Below are 24,175 nucleotides of genomic sequence, written 5' to 3' on the forward strand. Positions count from 1 at the left end.
CAACCGGATAGCGGCGCTCTCTGACCTTATAAACAAAAGAATACGGATGAAAATATTGCTGATAGAAGATGAGCCGAGTGTGGCAAGCATTATCAATAAAGGGCTTACAGAAGGAGGCTACAGTATCTCCATAGCGCCGGACGGAACGACAGGCCTGGACCTTGCATTGACAAATGATTTTGACGTGATCATCCTCGATATCATGCTGCCGGGAATCAATGGTATGCAGCTTTGCAAAACCATACGCGACCATAAGATCGATACACCAATCTTATTTCTCACAGCTTTGGGAACCACTGAAAATATTGTCGCCGGACTGAACGCGGGCGGCGACGATTACCTGGTCAAGCCCTTCAAATTTGCCGAGCTGGAAGCCCGGATCCGCTCGCTGAGCAGGAGGCGTGGACCTTCCATCGAGATGGAGGATAGTTTCAGAGCCGGCGATCTTCATGTCAACCGGTCTTCCAAGATCGTCACACTGAAAGACAAACCGGTTAACCTTACGGCAACGGAATTCAGGTTGCTGGACTTCCTGGTAAGAAATAAAAATAAAGTGGTATCCCGTATTGAAATACTCGAACATGTCTGGGGTATCAACTTCAACATGGGGACAAACGTAGTAGATGTATATATCAATTATTTGCGTAAGAAAATTGACACAGATGTCAATCACAAGCTGATCCAGACCGTAATTGGTATGGGCTATATGTTTAAGGTTCAGTAAACCCGGCGCCAGACTTATGACGATACAATCCAAAACAACGATTCTCTTTACGTTTCTCACAGCAACGGTATTTACGATTCTGGCCATTGTTGTCTATTATTTCTCCAATAAATTTGCCTACGCCGATTTTTATAAAAGATTAGAGCTGCGGGTCCATATCGCGTCTAAGTACAAGTTCGAAGAAGATCATAACACCACCGAGTCATTCAAGATCATCCAGAGGCAATACCTGGAGCGGCTTCCGGACGAACAGTCCCATATTGTTCCGCTGGATTCGCTCGGCGATCCGGTGCCGCCCTTTCCACCAAACTTGCCTAAATCCTATCTCAGAAGAATTCGAAAAGCCGGAGGTGCCACCGTATTTTACCAGCACCGGCTCGAGCATTATGCGGGGATCTTTTACAAAGACGAGACCGGCGATTTCCTCGTGATCGAATCTGCCGTAAACACCTATGGTGGACAAATCATCCGGCAGCTGGGTTATATATTAGTCATTACACTGGTAGCCTCCGTCATTATTATTTATAGTGTGGGATTGTATTTCTCCAAACGGGCTTTCAAACCCTTCCGTTATATCACCGAGCGGGTAAACGCGATCAGTGAAGGAAATCTTCACCTGAGATTGAAGCAGCAAGCGGGTAACGATGAGCTGGCGATACTCGTGGATACGTTCAATAACATGTTGGATAAGCTATCTACGGCATTTGAAGCGCAGAATAACTTTGTCAGCCATGCTTCCCACGAATTTCGTACACCGCTTACGTCGATCATTGCAGAGGCGGACTTCGCCTTATCGCGCGAGCGAACTATCGACGATTACAAGCAGAGTCTCAACAATATCGTGCAGCAGTCCGAAAAGCTGCAGCGCTTAACCAAGGGTTTGCTGGCCCTGGCGCAGTCCGGGTTCGATGGCAAAACGCAGCGGTGGGAAAAGATCAGGCTTGATGAGCTGTTGTTCCGCATCAAAGAAAATGTGACCGACGTGGAACCCGAGAACCAGGTATCCATCTTCCTGCCCGATCTGCCTGAACATGAGGACGATATCAGTGTTTTTGGAAATGAGGAACTGTTGAAGATCGCCCTGGATAACATTGTATTAAACGCCTGCAAGTATTCAGGCAATGCGCCGGTGAGGATAGAGCTGACGCTCGAAGAGCATAAGGCACTCATCATGGTCCGCGACAAGGGAATCGGCATTCCTTCTAATGAAGTCAAGTATATTTATGACCCTTTTTTCAGGGCTTCTAATACTTCCCGGTTTGAAGGCTATGGGATAGGTATGCCACTTACGCGGAATATTATCCGGATGCACCGCGGATCTATACAAGTAGAAACGGCTGAGAACGAAGGAACTACGATCCGGATCTTGCTTCCCTTAATATCTCAGAAGGCATAATATTAGAATGATATTAAAGAAATGGAAGCGTTTTAATGTCGTTCTAATCTGATTCTAACTGCAATCTAACTTTACTCTTAAGAGCTTCTAATACCCGGACCGCAGTTTTGCTGTATCAATTAAAACAGCAAACTATGGTTAATATTTTAATCCCTACCGACTTTTCCCAGGCCTCTTTTCGCCTGGCCGAACAAGCCATCAAGACCTTAGACAAAGAAGTCAACATCATTCTTTTTCATATTTACGAAATGCCCAATGGCATTAATGATTTGCTGCGAAGAGAACCACCGTATGCACAAATGATGAACGACTCTTTCAGGCAGAATTGTAAATATCTCAAATACAAGTATCCCGACCTGATCAAAAAGATCTGTTTCAAATACTTAACCGGTAACACTCAGGCGGTATTCAACAATTTTATCGAGGCCAATGAGATCGATATGATCGTATGCCCTGAAAATTATGTGTTTACCAGGAAACATAAAGCCAGTCTTAACCCTGTTCCGTTCTTCAAAAAAAGCAAAGTGTCCATATTAGAACACTTTACGGCTAAAGCCGATCACACTCCCGAAAAGATGGAGCGTACCGAAGTGCCCATCAAACCTGCGCTGGCCAGCGCCTGATAAGAGGGAGGGCCAGACCGGATAGGAACGGATTGCTGCTTGTTTAATCTTAAAAAAGCAACTATGTTATTAAAGAAAAATATTCCCTTTAAATATGTTTTCGGAAAGATCAAGTACGAAATCATTGCAATAGCCATCTATGCTACTGTTATAGCCATCTTATATAGCTATTCTCATCTCACGAAGATCACTATTCCTTTGGCCGTCCCCGCGGTGTTAGGTACTGTAATATCGCTGCTGTTGGGTTTCCGGAGTAACCAGGCCTACGACCGGTGGTGGGAAGCCAGGCACGTTTGGGGCGCGGTGGTAAACGATTCCAGGAGCCTGGCCAGGCAAATAATGAGTTTCACGTACGATAATTATCATACAGAAGAAATCGAAAAATTCAGGCAAAGGATCATCCGCCGACAGATCGGCTGGTGCTACGCGCTGGGCAGGCATCTTAGGAAACAGGATGCGCTCAAGGGATTGGATCGATACATTGATCCTGAAGAGTTTGAGGCGATCCGGGACATTGAAAACATACCCACGGCACTGCTGGACAATATGGGCTCCGACCTGCATCTGGCGCTGGACAAAGGCTGGATCAACAGCTATCAGCAGGTAGAACTGGACCGTACCCTTACCAAGCTCACCGATTCGATGGGTAAATGTGAGCGGATAAAAAACACCGTGTTTCCTCACACGTATAGCTTGTATATCCACCTTTCGCTGATGTTGTTTATTGGTCTGTTGCCTTTTGGCGTTATTGAATATTTCGGGTATGTGGAAGTGCCATTGGTGGTAGCTATTTCAGCCGCTTTCCTGCTGATTGAAAAGATGGCGATCCACCTGCAGGACCCGTTTGAAAATAAGCCAACCGATACGCCGATGACTACCATCGCGAGGAGCATCGAAAAGAACCTGACCCAGTTGTATGAAAAAGGAACGGCTCATAAACAATACCGGAATGCCGCTCCTGAAACCGTCGGTCAACTCTTACCTGTGATGCAGGGCAACGAGCAAGAGGAGCTTGAAGAAGTGCCGGTTGATTATGTCACCAACAGAAAATACTTTGTGATGTAAGAGCAAGGCGTTTGCCGGATAAATGCCGGGCGGGACCATGTGTCCCGCTTTTTTATTGGCGGACAATAAAAAAGCATCGTGTTTGCCACCTTTCCGCCGGTTTCCCGGTTCGGATCGGCTTTAAACCCGATGCTTTAAATAGCTTTTGCATTGTCATGTAGCGTAGATGTCAGTCGGTTAAGTCGATACGTGACGTATCAAGTTAAAAAACTATCGACCTACAGAACAATTGGCAAGGCATCCGCCAAATTTGCCGGCTTAGGTTAGAAAGGTGATTCGCTGCGGCGTTATAACTCATTGATGTATGTTACATCCTGATTATTATAACCATCGCTCGCTGGCCTTATCTGCCGGACGTTTGTCCCATCCCTGTTCGTCGCAATAACGCGTGATGTCTGAATCTCAATATTTATCGAAAGTCAGTTCACCAACAACATACCTGCTCGTCAAAGAATGGTTATGTTTGCAACGGTTTACCAGCTCACCGGCCTTCTTTTTCAGTCGCCCGGCATCTGCTTCAACCGTGCATCATGAAATTACTATTTCAAGAGTGCTGTTTCCAAATTTCTGGCCTTATTGATACGCACCAGTTCTGAACAGGTTTATGCACAGAACGCCCGCATGGAATTCACACTATTTGGTGACTATGCACAGGTTTGTGCACATTACGGCGAACTCGCTATTGTCCGCAGCGCAGGATCAGTTGAAACCGGCCCGGAATTCCAGCGGACTTTGGTCTGTCTTCATCTTAAAAAGTTTGCTGAAGGATTGGGAATGTTCAAACCCCAGATTGTAGGCGATTTCGCTAACGGTAAGACCGGTGGTGGACAATTGTTCCTTTGCTTTTTCAATCACCTTCTCATGGATATGTTGCTGCGCGGTTAGTCCCGTCAGTTGTTTCAGCAGACTGCTCAGGTACTTATTTGAAAGATGGAGCGAGTCAGCCAGGTATTGTACAGACGGCAAACCTTTTCCGATCAGCTCTTCCTGGTTAAAGTAGTCGTCCAGCAAGGCTTCCACCCGGTCGAGTACTTGGTGGCTGCTTTTCTTGCGGGTGAGAAACTGCCGCTGATAAAATCGCTCGGAGTAGTTCAGTAAAGTCTCCACATGAGAGAGGATGATATCCTGGCTGAACCGGTCGATATTGGACCGGTACTCGTGCCGGATATTTTCAATGATCCCGTTGATGATGGACTGCTCCTTTTCCGAGAGGAACAAGGCTTCGTTCACGGCATAATCGAAGAACTCATACTTTTTAATATGCTTAGCAAGCGGAGCGCCCCACAAGAGGTCGGGATGAAGCAGCAGGATCCAGCCCGAAAGGTCATCGCCCGGTTCCGGGCCCGCACCGCGAAGCACCTGGTGGGGCGCAACAAAATACATCATGCCCTCATCAAAGTCATAGGTCTGCTGTCCATAAAATAATTTGTTGCTGAAGCCTTTCTTCATCGAGATATAGTAGAAATCAAACAGGGCGCTCACTTCGCCTTCCATATCCGGCGGCTTCAGATCGGCGTAATTAACTACACTGATCAGAGGATGTTCCGGGCCTGGTAAGCCCAACAGGCGATGCGCTTCTGTAATGGTGGCGATCTTTATCGGAGTTTTCATGAGGCCGTTGTTTTGATAAATGGATACTTCAGCCAGATCATGACCAGCGGTATCACCAGGAACGGGATTTCCATCAGCACCATCTTAAAATGGCCAGCTCTCACTGCGAGCGCCATGATCACCAAAATGGAAATGGCATTGAGCAGATTGCCCAGGAAAAAAGTTTTGGGGATCAGCAGCAGGATACCGATCAGGAAAGTGATCACGCCGAAAGCGGGAACGAGCGATTCGCTGATGCCCAGCGCTGACATCATCTTCATGGACTCAGGATGATTCTTATAATGAAACGTGTCCCAACCGTGTTTAAATGCCAGGTAAACGGAAACCAGCAATAGGAGTAATGACAGGATACTTTTTAGCATAAAGTTGTTTTTAGCATGGTAATTCAAATGTATTGAACCTCGTCCGGATTTTGAAGCGATTTATTGACGCCGCATTGACATGTGATTTTGTTACTGATTGACATTTTGCAGGGATTTGAATTTGACAAATTCTCTGTGCCCCATTTTCATCAGGAATCCCGGCGCGATCCGGCTCATCGTTTTGATCACTTTGATCAGGAAGGGTTTTATTTCCAATGTATCGTTCAGCAAGCCTCTCACCGCAATTTCGACCATTTTGTCGACCTCCATCATCTGCCTGGGATTAGGCGCGAGCTTCCAGTCGTTTTGCAGGTTGGTATTAACTCCCGGGGGGATGACTTCAAATACTTTGACGCTGGTTTGTTGCAGCTGCATGCGCAAGGCCAGGGTATAAGCGTGCACGCCGGCTTTCGCTGCGCTATAAACAGGTGCTGACGAGTACGTCATGAGTGCGATGCCCGATGACACGTTCACAATAGCGGAAGACGGCTGCTTCATCAGGTGAGGCAGAAACTGGTGGACCATCTGGATCGTGCCGCTCAGGTTGGTATTGATCTCGCGCGTTACATCGTCCAGGCCGATAGAAGTGTCAAGCACATCGATCAGGCGCATCAGGCCGGCGTTGTTGATGATCATATTCAGGTCGGGAAACTGGCGGGTAACGACTTCGTACAGCTGCTTAATATCTTCAGCGCTGCTGACGTCACTTTGAAATGTGTGCACACCAGGATACTGTGCTTTTGTTTTGCGTAAGGCATCCGCATTACGTCCCGTGATGATGATCTTTGCGCCCTGTGCGGTCAGTTGTTTGACCAATTCCAACCCGATGCCGCTCGTTCCGCCGGTGATCAGGATGGTACTGTTTTTTAAATTCATGAGTATTTTTATTTTGATAGGACAAAGTTCTGCAGCCGCTATCTAACCCATGTAGCCGAAAGTCGTGATCTTGTAGCTGAAAGTCGGGACGGCATACCCCAGGTTGGTGCTAATTCGTGCCTGCCTGCTGGGTGCTGCAACAATGTTGCTGTAGGTTCAGCATTCGAAAAAACATAAAGTTGGTAAGAGTGGATCAAATGCGAGCGTGGAAAAGTCGCTTTATAGAAAGCGACTTATGTATTAATTTTAGGAAAGAAGGATTTACTTTCCAATGCAAAACTTCCCAAATATCGTCCCCAATATATCCCGGTCCACTTCCACTTGTCCGGTGATCTCGCCGAGGTAGTGCAGTGCCCGGCGGATGTCAATTGTCAACAGGTCACCACTCAGGTTGGCTGCCATGCCCTGCTCAATGGCCTCGATGCTTTCGGCGATTTTATGAAGGGATTCCTGGTGGCGGGCATTCGTCACGATGGTCGCTTCTGTATTGATCGTTGTGCCGATGGCCTTGTCGTACATGCGCGTCTTCAACAAATCGATATTGGATTTTTCTTTCGCTGAAAGGCGGAGGTAGTCTGCAACATCCGTTCCGTTGTCCGGCAGTTTAAAGTGAGGGGCGATATCTGTTTTGTTGACGACCGTAATCGTTTTCGGTTCATATTTTTTCAGCCAGTCAAAGTGTTGCTCCTCGTTGTCAGTGGCATCGATCAGGTGGATGATGATGTCTGCTCTCTCAGCATTTTGTTTGCTGCGTTCGATGCCCAAGTTTTCGATCCGGTCTGTGCTGTGTTCGCGGATTCCCGCAGTATCAATAAGCCGGAATAATACGCCGTTGATATTCAGCGTTTCTTCGATCGTGTCGCGGGTGGTTCCGGCAATCTCGCTGACGATGGCGCGTTCCTCATTCAGCAGGGCATTGAGCAAGGTGCTCTTCCCGGCATTCGGCTTGCCAATGATGGCTACACTAATGCCGTTCTTAATGGCATTGCCCAGTTGGAAAGAACGGGTAAGCGCGGATATCTGGGTTTTGAGGCTCGATAAGAGCGCTGCAAATTGACTGCGGTCTGCAAACTCCACATCCTCATCGCTGAAATCCAGCTCCAGCTCTATCAAGGCTGCAAACTGTATCAGTTCATCGCGCAACAATTTCAGGTCGCTCGAAAACCCACCTCTTAACTGGTTCAGTGCTGTTTGCTGAGCGGCTTTGCTGTTAGCGGCGATCAGGTCGGCCACCGCTTCGGCCTGCGCCAGGTCCAGCTTGCCATTCAGAAAAGCGCGTTGGGTAAATTCTCCGGGCTTCGCCAGCCGTGCCCCGGCGGCAATGGCAGCTTCAATGATCTTTCCCAGGATATAAGGTGATCCATGGCCGCTGATCTCCACTGTATTTTCTCCGGTATAACTTTTAGATCCGAGAAACAGAGACACCACCACTTCATCAATGATTTCTTGCTCCGTTCTCATCTGGAGAGGGGTGGGGGGTGAAATTATGTGCCCGAAATGGATGGTGTGAGATTTTTGTAGAAGCAGGTCTTTGCCTTTAAAGAGCTTGTTCGCAATGACCAGCGCTTCCTTACCGCTCAGCCTGATCACGCCAATGGCACCTACGCCCGGTGCGGTTGCCAATGCTACAATGGTATCCTGCAAATCTCCCAGCCTGTTCATTTGCCAAAAGTAACTTTTTACAACCAACATTTTTCCGATCGGAAGCCAGATAAATTGCGCCGAGCCCTGGCCCCAAAGGCCGTTGCCGGTTATGGACATGGTGCCTGGTCTGACGGTCCCCGTCTGACCAGGTACCATTATTATCTTTGATCTAAACAGCGTCTCCGGGTACCAAATGGGCATTAATCGCGGCATTGATCTCATTGTTTAGGCGTCATTGCTGGTCTACATAAGTTGCCCGCTGTTGCTAAGATATAGATGTTTGCTGGTGGAGCACAAGCGGCGAATGGCTGGTGTCTGGTCAGACGGGGACCGTCAGACCAGACGCCAGCGAATCCTCACAAAAAACGGTATTTTTGTGCATCAGATCCGTGACCGGCCAATCATCCTGGCCAGGTAATGAGCGTGAGTGGACTACCGGGTCCTGTCAACAACCAAAAGAAAAAATAAACATGAGGCAGCTTTTAATCATATTATTCTTCACCATGTGTGGAAAAGCATCGTTTTCGCAGGAGAGCACCCTGATAAAAACAGGAGATCGGGTTCCTTCTTTCTCCTTTGAAATTGAGAAGGGCAAAACCGCCGCCATTTCAGATTACAAGGGAAAGCTGGTGCTGATCAACCTCTTTGCCACCTGGTGCCCTCCCTGTCGCGCAGAGCTGCCCAAAATGCAGAAAGACATCTGGGAAAAGCATCAGAGCGATTCCGGTTTCGCCCTGTTGGTCTTCGGTCGTGAAGAAGGATGGGATGTGTTGCTGCCATTTAAAAAGAAGTATCAATACACATTCCCTATTTTGCCGGATGAGAAAAGAGCCGTGTTTAGCCAATTTGCTACAGAATCCATTCCGAGAAATATCTTAATTGACGAAACGGGAACCATCATTTATCAATCCGTCGGCTATGAGGAAAAAGAGTTTAAAAAACTGGCGGCGTTGATCGATGAAAAGTTGAAGTAATCATTCGGGGCTTTCTATTTGATCTTATGAACAACTAATCCCAATTTAAATAAATACCGCGCAATCGTGCTAATAAAAAAAACCGGTTTACTTTTGCCGGATGACTTTTTATTATTGTTACGATGCCCAATGTGGCTGGTGCTTCGGCTTCAGCAAAGTGATTACGCAATTCTTCCATCTCTATAAAGAAACATTTCATTTTGAAGTATTGAGCGGGGGCATGATCCCGAAGGAACATGCCCGTCCGGTTAAGGCAATGGCTTCCTATATCGGCGAGGCTTATAAAAGAGTAGAAGACCTGGCGGGTGTTCAGTTTGGCGCGGACTATCTCTGGCATATCCAGCATCCGGAAGAAAGTGATTGGGTGCCCGAATCGCTGACCCCGGCAGTGGCGCTTTGTATTTTTAAAGAATATCAACCGGATCGGCAGGTGGAAATAGCTGCTGATCTTCAGAAAGCTTTGTTTGAAGAAGGGCGCGATCTTAGTGATGGAGAGGCTTACAGGCATCTGCTGGAAAAATATGATGTTCCTGTTGATGCATTTTATCAGAAACTCTCTGACGAACAATATGTCGACAAAGCGAAATATGAGTTTGCCCTTTGCCAGCAATTGCAGGTGACCGGCTTTCCCAAATTATTACTACAGGTAAGCGATACCAAATTTTACCTGGTGGCAGAAGGATTCACACCGCTCGAAACATTGAATACCCGACTTGAAAATATTGTAAAGGAACTGAAGGAAAAAGCATAACATGACGATAGCTGATTTACAACATATCGATTTCGCTGAAGGCGCCGCATTGCTGATTGATAAGCCGCTTGAATGGACTTCATTTGATGCGGTTAGGAAGATCCGCAATCTGATCAAAATTAAAAAGGTGGGGCATGCCGGTACCCTGGATCCGCTGGCTACCGGGCTCCTGATCGTCTGCACCGGCAAATTTACGAAGAAGATCAACGAATACATGGCGCAGGAAAAAGAGTACACCGGCACGTTTACGCTGGGCGCCACCACTCCTACCTATGACCTGGAAAGTGAGCCTGAACAATTCAAAACAATAGAACATCTTTCGGCGGAAGACATTCAACAGGCAACGATTCCATTTATCGGTGAGATCGACCAGGTGCCGCCCATCCATTCGGCCATTAAAAAGGACGGCAAGCGGGTGTACGAGCTGGCGCGAAAAGGTGTGGACGTGAAGCTCGAGCCCCGCAAGATCACCATCAAAGAATTTACGGTCGATACCACTCAGCTGCCGGTCGTGTCATTCAAAGTGGTTTGTTCCACAGGTACATATATCCGAAGCCTTGCCCATGATTTCGGAGCAGTACTCGGTTGCGGCGCCTATCTCAGCAGCCTGCGGCGCACGCGCATCGGCAATTTTAATGTCGATGATGCTTTCTCTCTTGCCCATTTTGAAGCCGCTATCCGCGAGCGAAGGGCAAACACAGCTGCGGACTCGCCACAATGATCTAGCCCGGCCAACGTTTTATAAATCCAAACACTCGATATATGCTTGATCTGTTCAAGGCCCATTTACAAAAGTTTACAGACGTTGACGATGCCGAGTGGCAGACGATAGCTGCCTTCTTCCGCACAGAGCACATCCGGAAAAAGCAAAACCTTTTGCACGAAGGACAGGTTTGCCGTTCCAATTATTTTGTGCTCCGGGGTTGTCTGCGGAAATTCTTTGTGAACGAAAAGGGCATCGAGCAAACCACAGAATTCGCGATTGAAAACTGGTGGCTGACGGATCACATCTCCTTTGAACACCGCTCGCCAAGCGAATTTTTTATCCAGGCTGTTGAGCATACCGATTTATTGGTGATCAGCCGGGAAGCCCAGGAGCAGCTGTTGCAGGCGCATCCTAAAGTAGAGCGATATTTCCGGTTCATTTACCAGCGTGCCTATGCTGCAGCGCAGATGCGGATGAAGTATATTTTTGGTCTTTCAAAGGAAGCCTTTTATGACCACCTGAATGAAAAATATCCTGAATTCGTGCAGCGGGTTCCCCAATATCTGATTGCGTCCTATCTCGGTTTTACGCCCGAATATTTAAGTGAAATAAGAGCCAGGAAGATTTCTTAAACCAGTTTAAGAATTTCCTTCTGCGCGAAATCCAATTTTGTCTTGTCAAACAATGATCAGTTAAACTAAAAAAAAGCAAGATGGAAAAAAGACCTAATATTTACGAGACCGAACCGGCCGGGTATAAAGCGATGATGGGTTTGGAAGAATACCTCGCCGCATCGCAGCTGACAAAAGCGCACAAGGAGTTGATCAAAATAAGAGCGTCACAGATCAATGGCTGTGCGTATTGCATTGATATGCACACCAAAGATGCGTTGAAGCATGGCTTCACCAACCAGCGCATCTTCCTGTTGAACGCATGGCGCGAAACCAATTTGTTTTCAAAAGAAGAAAAGGCCATCCTGGCTATTACCGAGGAAGTCACATTGATCCACCAGCACGGGTTGTCAGACGCCACGTACCAGGAAGCGCGTGCTTTCTTTGATAGAAATTATATCGCTCAGATCATTATCGCCGTCGCGACGATCAATGCCTGGAACCGTATTGCGATCAGTACACAACTGGAAGTAGGAGCCTGACGCCTTTATCCCATTGCAGACTTTCTAAAAATGTTATTTCACACAAACGATACAACGTGTCCGCTGTGTGAATTTTTTTTGCATAGCCGGCGAACAGGTCTTGCCCGGAAAGTTCATACATGATCTCCAGGAAAAATTCATCCCTTTTTCAGGCTAGCCGCGTTGTTTTATCAGCATTACTTGTTACATTCATATTCAACTGTCGTCTAAAAATAAGTTCACTGCTAAACTTCTGCACATTATGATATTAAAGAAACAGGCCTTTTTTTTATTGATTACTTTTATCGCCTTATCGTGTTTACAAAAAACAAGCGCACAAATGGAACAAGTGAAATGGCCGGACCTGGAGCCGCCGGTAATAACGAAAAAGGCACATATCAGGGACATACATGGTGACAAAGTGAAGGACGATTATTATTGGATGATCGATTTTTTCAAGAAGGGACCCGACAGCAATGCAGTAGTGCAGCACCTGGAAGCGGAGAACAAATACCTTGAAGAAATGATGGCCGATACAAAGGCGCTTCAGGACACCTTATACAAAGAAATGCGCGGGCGTATTAAAGAAAAAGATGAGAATGTTCCCTACTTCCGCAATGGATATTATTATTACAGCAGAAGCGAGGAAGGTCAGCAATACTATAAGCTATGCCGCAAAAAAGGTTCCCTGGATGCGCCGGAAGAAATCATATTGGATGTAGACGCCATGGCCGAGGGGCATGCGTATTATAGTGTAAGTGGTGTATCGGTCAGTCCCGATAACCGGTTTATCGTGTTTGGAGAGGACACCGTTAGCCGCAGGCAATACAATGTGATGGTTAAGGATCTGCAAACCGGAAAAGTCACCGATCAGGGAATTTTTAATACCAGCGCGGGTTATGTATGGGCCGCTGATAGCCGGACTTTCTTTTATACTTCTAACAACCCGGTGACCCTTTTGTCGGAAAAAGTATGGAGGCATGTAGCAGGAAGCCCGGTGGAGGAAGACGTGATGGTCTATCACGAAAAGGACCAGAGTAACTATATCGGCATTTCAAAAACAAAAGCCGAAAATTATATCCTCATTGAATCGGCAAACTTTACAAATTCAGAAGTACGCTATATACCCGCCGATCAGCCAACCAGCGCCTTTGCCGTGTTTCAGCCGAGGATGGACAGCGTCTTGTACAGCGTAGATGCCGATAAGGAGCGCTTTTACATCACCCATAATAAAGAAGCACTCAACTTTAAAATATCGGTAGCGCCATTCAGCAGCACACCCGTAGCGCACTGGACTGATTTTGTTCCGCACCGGAAGGATGTGCTTGTCGAAAGCCTTCTATTGCTGAAGGATTATGTGGTAGTGAAAGGAAGAAGCAATGGACTCGATCAGCTGGAATACCTGAACAAAGAAGGAAAGCATAACCGCCTGGTTCCTTTTGAAGACGCCGTATATATGGCATCCTTTAGCACCAACGCTGATTACAACGCGACCCAATTGCGCTACAATTATAGCTCGCCGGTGACGCCCAGCAGCGTATATGATTATGACCTCAATACGGGCAAGACAACGTTATTGAAGCAACGGGAGATTCCGAGCGGTTACAATAAGGATGACTACGACGTGGAGCGCGTGTTTGCTACAGCTGCAGACGGCACTAAAGTGCCTGTTTCTATTGCTTATAAAAAGGGTTTTAAGAAAGACGGGCAACAGCCGTTCTTGCTCATCGGGTATGGCAGCTATGGTTTTTCTTATCCCACGTATTTCAACTCCAACCTCATCAGTTTGATGGATCGCGGGTTTGCTTACGGCATTGCACATATCCGGGGTGGTCAGGAGATGGGACGGCAGTGGTATGATGATGGTAAGATGATGAATAAGAAAAATACTTTTTCCGATTTCATCGCCTGCGCGGAATACCTCGTAAAAGAAAAATACACATCTCCTCAACATCTGTATGCCAATGGCGGGAGCGCCGGAGGGCTTTTGATGGGCGTGGCGGCCAACATGGGCAACACCTTGTTCAATGGGATCATCGCCGATGTGCCTTTTGTGGATGTAGTCAACACTATGCTCGATCCAACTATCCCGCTGACCACCAACGAATATGATCAATGGGGTAACCCTGAAACCAGCAAGGACGCCTATTTCTACATGAAATCCTATTCCCCTTACGAGAACATAGAGAAAAAACCCTATCCTCATATTCTGGCGACAACAGGGCTGCATGACAGCCAGGTACAATATTTCGAACCGGAAAAATGGGTCGCTAAGTTGCGCGATTATAAAACGAATGATAACGTGGTATTACTCCGGACCAACATGAAGTTCGGACACGGTGGCGCTTCCGGGCGATTCGATTACCTGAAAGAAGATGCCCTGCGTTATGCGTTTCTGCTCAAGCTGGAAGGAAGGAAATAGTCCATCGTCGATAGTTCATGGACCATGGACTATCGACTCACTAAACTACCTGCTCTACCACAAAATATTTATTGAGCTCTTCCACCAATTCATGTTTGGTGATGGGAATACCCATGATTTTGTGATATCCTTTCGCGTCTACCAGGAACTGGTCGCGGATGATCTTGATTAATTGTCCGTTATTGATCTCGGGAATGACTACATGTTCAAAATTGTGGATAATATCGCCCAGGTTTTTAGGAAATGGCCGTAAGTGGCGCAGGTGTGCATGACTCACGCTTTTACCTTCCGCCTGCAGCTGTGCTACGGCTGATTTGATGGCTCCATAGGTCGAGCCCCATCCGAGCACCAATACTTTTCCCTTTTCTTCACCGCTGTCGATCTTTTGTTCCGGGATATGGTCGGCGATTTTATCGACTTTTTCCTGCCGGATCTTTACCATCAGCTGGTGATTTTCCGGATCGTAGCTGATATTTCCTGTAATGTTTTGCTTTTCAATGCCACCGATACGGTGTTCCAGGCCGGGAGTACCGGGGATGGCCCACGGACGTACCAGGTTCTCATCTCTCAGGTAAGGCTGAAACTTTTCTTCGTGGTGGCCCAGTTCCTTTTTGAAGTGCACGTGGATCGGTGCCAGAGATTCTTCGTTCGGGAAACGCCAGGGTTCTGCACCATTCGCGATATAACCGTCGCTCAGGAAGATCACGGGTGTCATGTGCTGCACGCTGATCTTTACTGCTTCATATACGGCATCAAAACAATCGGCAGGTGAACTGGCCGCGATCACAGGCATAGGACATTCACCATTCCGGCCGTAATAAGCCTGTAACAGGTCAGATTGTTCCGTCTTCGTAGGCAACCCTGTAGAGGGTCCGCCTCTTTGTACGTTGATGATCACCAACGGAATTTCCAGCATTACTGCCAGGCCCATCGCTTCGGTCTTTAACGCCATACCCGGGCCCGATGTGGTGGTAACGCCCAGAGCGCCTCCATAAGAAGCGCCAATGGCCGATGTAATACCGGCAATCTCATCTTCCGCCTGGAAGGTGCGGATACCGAAATTTTTATGACGGCTCAGCTCGTGCAAAATATCACTTGCCGGTGTAATAGGATAAGTGCCGAGGAACATCGGCAGACCACTTTTAACGGAAGCCGCCACAAGACCCATCGCCAGGGATTGGTTACCCATAATAGAGCGATAAGTGCCTGCTTCAATCTTCGCTTTTTCAACCGTATAAGTGGTAGTAAATGTTTCGGTGGTATCACCGTAGTTGTAACCGGCCTTTAATGCCTTGATATTGCTGTTTAATATGTCCGGCTTTTTGGAAAACTTTTCAGTAAGAAAGTTGATCGTGTTCTGCATGTCACGATTGTACATCCAGTATAAAAATCCCAGGATGAACATGTTCTTCGCGCGATCTTTTTCTTTTGTGCCGAGTGTGAACTCTTTCAACGCTTCACGCGTCAGTTTGGTCACATCTATTTTGATCAGTTCAAATCCTTCCAGGCTGTTGTTCTCGATCGGGTTAACGCCGTCGGGATAATTCGCCAGGCGAAGATTTTTTGGATCAAATCCGTCGGTATTGGCAATGATGCGCCCCCCTTTTTTAAGACTCTTCAGATTGGCTTTCAACGCGGCAGCATTCATTGCTACCAGCACATCACACTCATCACCGGGTGTGTAGATATGATCTGAAGAAAAGCGCAATTGAAACCCGCTCACGCCAGGGATCGTCCCTTGCGGCGCTCGGATTTCTGCCGGGTAATCCGGGAAGGTCGAGAGGTCGGCGCCCAGAAGGGCGGTATTATTGGTAAATTGGGTACCGGTAAGCTGCATTCCATCTCCACTATCCCCTGCAAATTTTATTACTACGTCTTTTAAAACTTCCTGTGTTTTGTTCATTCCATCAAAAATTGGGGCACAAAGGTACGGAAGTCCCTGCTTGAGTGGCTATATTTTACGCTGCGCTGACAAATGGAACGTAGGCGATGGACAATAGTCTATAACTCATGGACCGCCACCTACTTCACTGCGATCATACTGATCTCCACGTTCACAAATTTGGGCAATGCCGACACCTGTACCGTTTCTCTGGCCGGGTAGTCTCCTGAGAAATATTGTCCGTAGACCTCGTTCACCTCTGCAAACCGCTTCATATCAGTGAGAAATATGGTAGATTTCACCACATTGGCAAAGCTTAAGCCTGCTGTTTCCAGGATCGCCTTCAGGTTTTTCATACATTGATGAGCTTCATCCTGTAAGGAAGCATTTACCAGGTCGCCGGTTGCCGGGTCGATGGCAACCTGCCCCGAAATGTACAGCGTGTCACCGGCAAAGACTGCCTGGTTGTACGGTCCAATAGGAGCCGGCGCGTCAGAGGTAGTGATGATCTTTTTTTCCATGATATAAGTTGTTGTTTGCAAGAGTACAAAAGATCAGGAATAAAACAAACTCTATTGTTTTTTCTCAAGTTTTTGAAAATTTTGAAACGATCAGATCATATTTCAATAAATATTTATTTCATTTGCATAATGCTCCTGTTAAATATTGATACGGCGATTAACAAAGGTTCCTTTTGTATCAGCGATGATATGGAAGTGGTCGCGTTTGAGGCACACGACAACCGCAACGAGCAGGCGGGTTGGTTGCACGAGACGATCAAAAATGCTTTCAAAAGAACCGGTATTGATATGCGGAGTCTCGATGCCGTGGCCGTTAGCAATGGTCCCGGTTCCTATACCGGCCTGCGCATTGGCCTTGCCAGTGCGAAAGGTGTGTGTTATGCTTTACAGAAGCCATTGATATGTTTAAATACGTTACAGATAATGGCTGATGCCATTCGGGATCAGGCGGAAGACCTTATTTGTCCCATGATCGATGCCCGGCGCATGGAAGTGTTTACCGCTTTTTTCACCAAAGATTTGGAATATTTCAAAGAGCCTTTTGCGGCTACCCTGGACGCAGAGCGCTTCGCGGATCTCCTTGATGAACATCAGATCTTGTTTACAGGAAATGGCAGTCAAAAATTTTCTGACCTCATCCACCCGAGGCCCAATGCCCGTTTCGTGGCCTCCGAGGTGGACGCAAGGCACATGATTCAACTATCTGTCCAACACTTTAAAGAAAAAAAGTTTGCAGATGTTGCATATTGTGAGCCATATTACGTTAAAGATGTATATATATCGGCTCGAAAAGGCATATAGGTAATATTTGCATTAAAACTATTTAAGTCGTATTTTTAAACCCTCTAAACCCTTTATTCATAATGAGTAATTACCAAATTTCTTTTGCCCAAAAAGAAAATCCGGCCGAAGAATTAACGTTAGATACATTGGCTATCAAAAAAGCAGCGTTGATCTTACGAGCATTTAATCACAAATTGCGGCAACAAATATTAAAACTTATCGACAACCAGGAAAAAGTAACCGTTACTGAAATTTATGTAAAATTAAGAATTGAACAGTCGGTCGCTTCCCAACACCTCGCTATCTTGCGGAAAGCTGATTTCGTAAAAACAGAAAGAGAGGGAAAATTTATTTATTACACGATCAATACGCAGCGGATGAGAGACCTTAATGAATTTGTAGGTCAGCTGTTAGCGTAAATTTTTTGGATATGAAGGCTCTTAGTGCAGAAGAATTTGAAACATGTTTAGGACAGGAGGCTTCCGTCATCGACACCCGGGAGGCCGGGGAGTTCGCCAGGGGATTCATTCCTCAAAGTGTGAGCATACCCGCTTCCAGCAGGCTATTGGAATATGCCCCGCTTTTCTTTAAGAAGGACGAGGGACTGCTGTTGGTTACCGATGATGGTAATGAACAGGCAGTTGCCGACGAACTGTCAAAGGCGGGCTTCAGCAATATCAAAGGTTTTTTGAAAGGTGGTTATCCCGCCTGGCAGGAAGCCGGGCACACGATCGACCTCTTGATCGACGTGGAGCCGGATGAGTTGATGATGGATATTCCGTTTGATGAAAACCTCGTGGTAGTTGATGTGCGCAGGCCGATTGACTTCGCCGGAGGGCATCTGAAGGGAGCCGTCAATATTCCGCTGGAAGAAATGTCTGACGTGGTCAACCTGGCCCAGATTGAGGAGACCGACAACCTGTATCTGCATTGTTATGTAGGCGTACGAAGTGTTATCGCTGCCTCTGTTTTAAAAAAGCAGGGCATCCACAATCTGAGAAATGTAACCGGCGGCTGGGACAAAATAAAAGACGAGCCGAAAGCCGAGATCGTGAAGGAACCGGGTATGTTAAATTAATCGATTGTCAGTGACCTGAATCGGATAATTTATTACCCGGACCATTAATATTTTAAGTAATTTCGTTGCCCGCTTCCACGCGGGCAATTTTATTTACAAGAGGCGAGTGCGCCACAAAAATTCACTGATGGATTTATTTGATGTTTATCCCCTTAACAACGTTACTATCACCAAGGCCAAGGGGTCTTATGTTTGGGATAGTGAGGGCGACCAGTATTTAGACCTTTATGGCGGCCATGCTGTGATCAGCATTGGTCACACCCACCCTCATTGGGTACGACGCATCGAAGAGCAACTGGAAAAAATTGCCTTTTATTCCAACTCGATTCAGAATCCATTGCAGAAAGAGCTGGCCAAAAAGCTGGGAGAAGTTTCAGGAAAGGAAGACTATAGCCTTTTTCTTTGCAACTCCGGTGCTGAAGCCAATGAGAACGCGCTCAAAATGGCTTCGTTTCATACGGGACGAAAAAAGATTGTCGCTTTCAGCAAGGCATTTCACGGGCGTACCTCGCTGGCGGTAGCCGCCACGGATAACCGGAACTACCTGGCGCCAGTGAACGAAACAGACCACGTGGATTTTCTTCCTTTCAATGATGAAGACGCTTTAGAAGCGCATTTCGCACAACACGGAAAAGAAATAGCTGCAGTTATCATCGAAGGTATACAAGGTGTAGGCGGTATCAATGTAGCAAGCGAAGGTTTCCTCAAGCTGATCAGGGCTTTGTGCGATAAATATGGTGCGGTTTATATTGCGGATGCCGTGCAGTGCGGGTATGGCAGAAGCGGAAAATTCTTCAGCCATGATTTTGCCGGTGTCAATGCAGACATCTACTCCATGGCCAAAGGCATGGGCAATGGCTTTCCTGTTGGTGGCATCATCATTGCGCCTCATATCCAGCCCAAACACTTTCAGTTAGGTACCACTTTTGGCGGCAACCACCTGGCCTGCGCCGCAGCATTGGCCGTATTGGAAGTGATGAAAGAAGAAAAGCTGATGGGCAATGCCGTAATGATCGGTAAGTATTTGAGAGACGAGCTGAATACCATTCCCGAATTGCAGAACGTGCGCGGCCGTGGGCTGATGATCGGTTTTGACGTGCCACAGGAACTGGCCGCTTTGAAAAAGAATTTGCTGGCAAACCAGAAAATTTTTACCGGCGAAGCAAAACCCAATGTGATCAGGCTGTTACCTTCACTGGCTTTGAAGAAGAAAGATGCAGAACATTTTATCGAAGCGGTAAAAGAAGAAATAGCCGCATTCAGTGTGGTCGCGGAATAATTTTTATGGGCCCGGCCCGGTGTTTGCGAGATCGGTCTTGCCACGCCTGTCTGGATAAAAGTCGGGCAGGATCGGTTGATCGTCCGGATTAGATCCTGGCAAAATCGGGGCAGTTTTTTCTGAGTTTATCGAAGGAACATCCCGTCTATCTTAAGTGCAACTATCAACAATTATTTGGTTCGTGGAGGCACGAACCATTTTTTTATAAAACCATTTTGTAACAATGTCACTTCTAAAAGGCAATACATTTATCAGCGCGGCCGATGTATCAGACATCAATGCGCTCGCAGCAAAAGCGCTACAGTACAAAGCGCAACCATTTTTGGACAAGGAATTGGGAGCGGGCAAACGCATTGGTTGCTTATTCTTAAATCCCAGCATGCGCACGCGTTTAAGCACGCAGATAGCCGCCCAGAACCTGGGCATGGAAGCGATTGTGTTCAATGTAGGCAGCGAAGGGTGGCAACTGGAATTCGAAGAAGAAGCCATCATGAGCGGTAAAACCGTCGAGCACGTAAAAGATGCAGCCCCGATTTTCGGTAAATATTTCGACATCCTGGCGATCCGCACGTTTCCTTCTTTAGTCAACAAAGAAGATGATTACAGCGAGTTATACATCAACCAGTTTATCAAATATTCCGGTCTGCCGGTGGTGAGCCTGGAGAGTGCGACGCTTCACCCGTTGCAGAGTCTTACAGATGTTATTACGATCAAAGAAACCTTTAAGGAAACGCGCAAACCGAAAGTGGTATTGAGCTGGGCACCGCATGTAAAGCCGCTGCCGCAATGTGTGGCCAACAGCTTCGCGCAATGGATGACGACCTGGGGCGAAGTTGATTTCGTCGTGACCCATCCTGAAGACTACGAGCTGGATAAAAAATTCACCGGCAACGCGCCGATTGTATACGACCAGGATGAGGCGCTGAAAGATGCAGACTATGTATATGTCAAGAACTGGAGTACTTATCACGATTACGGAAAGATCTACAGCAACGAACCGGAGTGGATGCTGACACAGGAAAAGCTGAAACTAACCAACAATGCTAAAGTAATGCATTGCTTACCGGTACGCCGTAATGTGGAATTGAGTGACGAGATCTTAGACAGCGAGAACAGCATCGTTACGCAAGAAGCGGGCAACCGTGTTTGGGCAGCACAAGCGGTGTTGAGCGAGTTACTCAGAAAGTAAGCGCGATGAAAAACTTTACACAACTTATTAAAGCAGTCGAATCCACACACCGCCAGCTACAATCCAATGCGGCTGGTGCAGTGAATCGTGCATTGACCATAAGAAATATCATTATAGGATATTACATTGTAGAGTTTGAACAAAAAGGTAAAGGGCGGGCCACTTATGGAAAAGGCCTTATCGAAAAAATGGCTGCAAGGCTTAACATAAAAGGACTTTCAGCTCCCGAATTATCCCGCTGCCGGCAGTTCTATTTGACGTATCCTCAAATTCTTGGGACGCTGTCCCAAAAATCTCAATTGTTGCCCGAAAACATTCTTGGGACACTGTCCCAAGAATTGAAACCAGCATCAAAAAAGCGAAAGAATAAAGATGCTTTGCAAATACCTATAGAAAAGCTATTGTCAAATCTCTCTTTTTCACACATCGTGGAGTTAATTAAAATAGACGACCCGGAAAAGCGTGCATTCTATGAAATGGAATCAATAAAGGGTACCTGGGGTGTGCGTGAATTAAAAAGACAGATCAATAGTTTATATTTTGAAAGAAGTGGGTTATCGTCAAACCCAAAAAAACTTTCTACCAATATTCAAAAGAAGGTTAAGCCGCATGCACCAGCCGATATTGTCAAAAATATATACGCGTTCGAGTTCTTAGAGATCGCAGCGAGTGTTGTAGAAGAGTCTGATCTCGAGGCAGCTCTTTTAGACAACCTTCAGGCGTTTATTTTAGAAATGGGCAATGGCTTTTGTCTTGAAGGAAGACAAAAAAGAATATTGATCGGCGATGCCTATTATTTTATAGATTTAGTTTTTTACCATCGCATTTTAAAATGTCATGTATTGTTAGAACTGAAGATAGGGGCTTTTGAACACGGTGATATTGGACAGCTAAATACTTATCTCAATTATTTCAAGCAGGAGGTGTGTGAGAAAAATGATAATCCTCCTGTTGGTATTTTATTGGTTGCAGAAAAAGATCAGGCACTTGTAAAATACGCTACAGCTGGAATGGACGATAATTTGTTTGTTCAAAAATATATGCTTCAGCTGCCCAAAAAGCAAAAGCTGAAAAAGTATATGGAAAAGGAAATTTTAAGATTAAAGTGATTTATCTTATCAATTCTTGGGACACTGTCCCAAGAATTGAAGACTTAAAAAAAATTACGTTGAATAAAGAAGAAACAAGCCATTTATTTGTAATAAAGGTCGGCGGCAACATCATCGATCACCCCGAATCCTTAACCTCTTTTTTAAAAGATGTTGCAGCGATCAAAGGGCCTAAGATTTTGATACATGGAGGCGGCAAGATCGCTACCAAAATGGGGGAGCAACTGGGCGTGCAATCCAGATATATTAATGGCCGCAGAATTACGGACGATGACACTATTGATATCGTAACCATGGTGTATGGCGGATTGGTAAATAAAAAAGTGGTGGCGCAGCTGCAATCGCTGCAATGCAATGCTATCGGGCTTTCCGGAGCAGATGCGAATATCATTCCGGCAAAAAAGCGTCCGCTTAAAGAGATCAACGGACAGCAGGTGGATTTTGGCTGGGTCGGGGATGTGGATCAGTTGAATGCTGAACCGTTGCGGCTTTTGATCGAAGCCGGGCTTACTCCTGTTTTTGCGCCGCTAACACACGATGGTCAAGGGCACATGCTCAATACCAATGCCGATACGATTGCTTCGGCTTTAGCAGTAGCGTTGTCTGCTGCGTATCAGGTGAGGCTGATCTACTGTTTCGAAAAGAAAGGCGTTTTAGAAGATGTGAATAACGACGACTCGGTGATCAGGAATATCGACAGGAAAAAGTATCAGCAGCTGCTTAGCGAAAACAGGCTATTTGAAGGTATCTTGCCTAAAATAGACAACGCTTTTGCGGCGATTGATGCAGGTGTAAAAGAAGTGCTGATCGGCGATGCAAAAGATCTGGTTAAAAATACGACGAACGATACTGAAGGAACCTTAATTACCCGTTAATGATTACTGTAAAAGAACGCTATCATCAGGCGCTGCAATTACTGAAAGATTTGATCCGGACTCCCAGCCTGAGCCGGGAGGAAGAGCAGACGGCCTCGGTCATTAAAGCGTTCCTGGAACAGCAGGGAGTCGAAGCCGAATTGCTGGGTTATAACGTGCTGGCCAGGAGCAAGCATTTTGATGCGGGCAAGCCGACCATCTTGCTCAACTCCCATCATGACACGGTAAAGCCTAATCCGAATTACACATTAAATCCCTTCGAAGCCATAGAGAAAGACGGCAGGTTGTACGGGCTGGGAAGTAATGATGCCGGCGGCTGCCTGGTGTCGCTTATTGCTACCTTCCTGTATTTCTATGACCGAACAGATCTTAAATATAATTTTATGCTTGTTGCCAGCGCTGAAGAAGAGATCTCTGGCTATAATGGCATTGAGGCAGTGGTGAAAGTATTGCCAGCCATAGATTTCGCCATCGTTGGTGAACCGACGCTGATGCAAATGGCCGTGGCCGAAAGGGGATTGTTGGTGCTGGATGCCGCAGCACAGGGAAAGGCGGGGCATGCAGCGCGCAACGAAGGAGACAACGCTATTGTCAAAGCATTGAAAGATATTGAATGGTTTCACACCCATCAATTTGAAAAAGTATCTCCTTTATTGGGCGCCAATAAAATGACGGTAACCGTTATCGAAACGGAAAACAAAGCGCACAACGTGGTGCCGGCCATTTGTAAATATGTGGTCGATGTGCGCGTCAATGAGCTATATGCTTTTGAGGAGGTGCTTGCAGAAATAAAGGCGCATGTTCAAAGCGAGATCACGCCGAGGTCTACACGCCTGCGCTCCACTTCTATTGCAACCGGGCATCCGGTGGTGCAGGCCGGTCTGTCGATGAACAAGACGATGTATGGTTCTCCGACGACTTCCGATAAAGCGCTGATGCCGTTTCCCGCACTGAAAATGGGTCCGGGCGACAGTGCCCGAAGCCATACCGCAGATGAATTTATTTATCTGGAAGAAATTGAAAACGGGATAAAAGAATATGTGGAAATGTTAGAAAAGATAGTGAGGTGAGGAAATGTACGAATGCTGATTTACTCAGGTAAACAAGGCGTATACTTCAATCAGATATCAGGCCCTGTATATGGAGGATCCCGAAATTAAATGACGAATAATT

Annotated in this window: 24 protein-coding genes; 18 read left to right on the forward strand and 6 right to left on the reverse strand. The window is 46.5% G+C overall.

The window, feature by feature from the left end; translation table 11 throughout:
* Positions 1–46: 46 nt before the first annotated feature.
* The 4 genes from ACU37H_RS12485 (at position 47) to ACU37H_RS12500 (ending at position 3,808) form a co-directional block, all read left to right on the forward strand.
* Positions 47–724: a response regulator transcription factor gene (locus ACU37H_RS12485; RefSeq protein ID WP_472703956.1), complete on the forward strand. Its 678-nt coding sequence runs from the start codon at positions 47–49 to the stop codon at positions 722–724.
* A gap of 16 nt (positions 725–740) precedes the next feature.
* Entirely contained in the window at positions 741–2,120 is a 1,380-nt protein-coding gene (locus tag ACU37H_RS12490; protein ID WP_472703954.1) for a HAMP domain-containing sensor histidine kinase, read from the forward strand.
* A gap of 134 nt (positions 2,121–2,254) precedes the next feature.
* The gene (locus ACU37H_RS12495; protein ID WP_472703952.1) at positions 2,255–2,743 is read left to right on the forward strand and encodes a universal stress protein; all 489 of its coding nucleotides are present in this window, start codon (positions 2,255–2,257) and stop codon (positions 2,741–2,743) included.
* A gap of 63 nt (positions 2,744–2,806) precedes the next feature.
* Positions 2,807–3,808: a bestrophin family protein gene (locus ACU37H_RS12500; protein WP_472703950.1), complete on the forward strand. Its 1,002-nt coding sequence runs from the start codon at positions 2,807–2,809 to the stop codon at positions 3,806–3,808.
* 699 nt (positions 3,809–4,507) lie between these two features.
* Here ACU37H_RS12500 and ACU37H_RS12505 read toward each other — a convergent pair.
* The 4 genes from ACU37H_RS12505 to mnmE form a co-directional block, all read right to left on the reverse strand.
* A complete protein-coding gene (locus ACU37H_RS12505) occupies positions 4,508–5,419 on the reverse strand; it encodes a helix-turn-helix domain-containing protein (protein ID WP_472703948.1) in 912 nt (303 codons plus the stop codon).
* On the reverse strand, positions 5,416–5,781 hold the full coding sequence (locus ACU37H_RS12510) for a hypothetical protein (protein WP_472703946.1): 366 nt from the start codon (positions 5,779–5,781) through the stop codon (positions 5,416–5,418). Before ACU37H_RS12510 ends, ACU37H_RS12505 begins: the two co-directional genes overlap by 4 nt.
* Before the next feature lie 90 nt (positions 5,782–5,871).
* Positions 5,872–6,657, reverse strand: a complete 786-nt coding sequence (locus ACU37H_RS12515) for an SDR family oxidoreductase (protein ID WP_472703944.1) — start codon at positions 6,655–6,657, stop codon at positions 5,872–5,874.
* A gap of 261 nt (positions 6,658–6,918) precedes the next feature.
* Positions 6,919–8,457, reverse strand: coding sequence for a tRNA uridine-5-carboxymethylaminomethyl(34) synthesis GTPase MnmE (mnmE, locus tag ACU37H_RS12520; protein ID WP_472703942.1), 1,539 nt, complete (start codon positions 8,455–8,457; stop codon positions 6,919–6,921).
* Positions 8,458–8,771: 314 nt separating this feature from the next.
* Between mnmE and ACU37H_RS12525 the strand changes: the two genes are divergently transcribed.
* From ACU37H_RS12525 to ACU37H_RS12550, 6 genes are all read left to right on the forward strand, one after another.
* Complete coding sequence (locus tag ACU37H_RS12525) at positions 8,772–9,275, forward strand: TlpA family protein disulfide reductase (RefSeq protein ID WP_472703940.1); 504 nt, start codon at positions 8,772–8,774, stop codon at positions 9,273–9,275.
* 100 nt (positions 9,276–9,375) lie between these two features.
* Entirely contained in the window at positions 9,376–10,026 is a 651-nt protein-coding gene (locus ACU37H_RS12530) for a DsbA family protein (protein ID WP_472703938.1), read from the forward strand.
* A 1-nt stretch (position 10,027) separates the two neighbouring features.
* On the forward strand, positions 10,028–10,747 hold the full coding sequence (gene truB, locus ACU37H_RS12535; protein ID WP_472703936.1) for a tRNA pseudouridine(55) synthase TruB: 720 nt from the start codon (positions 10,028–10,030) through the stop codon (positions 10,745–10,747).
* Between the two features lie 41 nt (positions 10,748–10,788).
* Positions 10,789–11,364 carry a Crp/Fnr family transcriptional regulator gene (locus ACU37H_RS12540; protein ID WP_472703934.1) on the forward strand — a complete coding sequence of 192 codons (576 nt, stop codon included), beginning with the start codon at positions 10,789–10,791 and terminating at the stop codon, positions 11,362–11,364.
* A gap of 80 nt (positions 11,365–11,444) precedes the next feature.
* Complete coding sequence (locus tag ACU37H_RS12545) at positions 11,445–11,885, forward strand: carboxymuconolactone decarboxylase family protein (RefSeq protein ID WP_472703932.1); 441 nt, start codon at positions 11,445–11,447, stop codon at positions 11,883–11,885.
* Positions 11,886–12,204: 319 nt separating this feature from the next.
* Entirely contained in the window at positions 12,205–14,286 is a 2,082-nt protein-coding gene (locus ACU37H_RS12550) for a S9 family peptidase (RefSeq protein ID WP_472703930.1), read from the forward strand.
* A 40-nt stretch (positions 14,287–14,326) separates the two neighbouring features.
* Here the strand turns inward: ACU37H_RS12550 and ACU37H_RS12555 are convergent, their stop codons facing one another.
* Both ACU37H_RS12555 and ACU37H_RS12560 read right to left on the reverse strand, forming a co-directional pair.
* Positions 14,327–16,189 carry a 2-oxoacid:acceptor oxidoreductase subunit alpha gene (locus ACU37H_RS12555; RefSeq protein WP_472703928.1) on the reverse strand — a complete coding sequence of 621 codons (1,863 nt, stop codon included), beginning with the start codon at positions 16,187–16,189 and terminating at the stop codon, positions 14,327–14,329.
* Positions 16,190–16,308: 119 nt separating this feature from the next.
* Entirely contained in the window at positions 16,309–16,689 is a 381-nt protein-coding gene (locus ACU37H_RS12560; protein WP_472703926.1) for a RidA family protein, read from the reverse strand.
* A 129-nt stretch (positions 16,690–16,818) separates the two neighbouring features.
* Here ACU37H_RS12560 and tsaB point away from each other — a divergent pair, with 129 nt between their 5' ends.
* From tsaB to ACU37H_RS12600, 8 genes are all read left to right on the forward strand, one after another.
* The gene (gene tsaB, locus ACU37H_RS12565) at positions 16,819–17,490 is read left to right on the forward strand and encodes a tRNA (adenosine(37)-N6)-threonylcarbamoyltransferase complex dimerization subunit type 1 TsaB (RefSeq protein WP_472703924.1); all 672 of its coding nucleotides are present in this window, start codon (positions 16,819–16,821) and stop codon (positions 17,488–17,490) included.
* A gap of 62 nt (positions 17,491–17,552) precedes the next feature.
* Complete coding sequence (locus ACU37H_RS12570; RefSeq protein ID WP_472703922.1) at positions 17,553–17,891, forward strand: ArsR/SmtB family transcription factor; 339 nt, start codon at positions 17,553–17,555, stop codon at positions 17,889–17,891.
* Between the two features lie 11 nt (positions 17,892–17,902).
* On the forward strand, positions 17,903–18,550 hold the full coding sequence (locus ACU37H_RS12575) for a rhodanese-like domain-containing protein (protein WP_472703920.1): 648 nt from the start codon (positions 17,903–17,905) through the stop codon (positions 18,548–18,550).
* A 127-nt stretch (positions 18,551–18,677) separates the two neighbouring features.
* On the forward strand, positions 18,678–19,829 hold the full coding sequence (locus ACU37H_RS12580) for an aspartate aminotransferase family protein (protein WP_472703918.1): 1,152 nt from the start codon (positions 18,678–18,680) through the stop codon (positions 19,827–19,829).
* Between the two features lie 223 nt (positions 19,830–20,052).
* On the forward strand, positions 20,053–21,018 hold the full coding sequence (locus ACU37H_RS12585; RefSeq protein WP_472703916.1) for a Rossmann-fold NAD(P)-binding domain-containing protein: 966 nt from the start codon (positions 20,053–20,055) through the stop codon (positions 21,016–21,018).
* A 5-nt stretch (positions 21,019–21,023) separates the two neighbouring features.
* Positions 21,024–22,127, forward strand: a complete 1,104-nt coding sequence (locus ACU37H_RS12590; RefSeq protein WP_472703914.1) for a PDDEXK nuclease domain-containing protein — start codon at positions 21,024–21,026, stop codon at positions 22,125–22,127.
* 59 nt (positions 22,128–22,186) lie between these two features.
* Positions 22,187–23,002, forward strand: coding sequence for an acetylglutamate kinase (gene argB / locus ACU37H_RS12595; RefSeq protein ID WP_472703912.1), 816 nt, complete (start codon positions 22,187–22,189; stop codon positions 23,000–23,002).
* Entirely contained in the window at positions 23,002–24,072 is a 1,071-nt protein-coding gene (locus ACU37H_RS12600) for a M20 family metallo-hydrolase (protein WP_472703910.1), read from the forward strand. The genes argB and ACU37H_RS12600 overlap by 1 nt, the downstream gene beginning before the upstream one ends.
* Positions 24,073–24,175: the final 103 nt, after the last annotated feature.

The sequence above is a fragment of the Niabella sp. ZPM-14 genome (assembly GCF_055693045.2).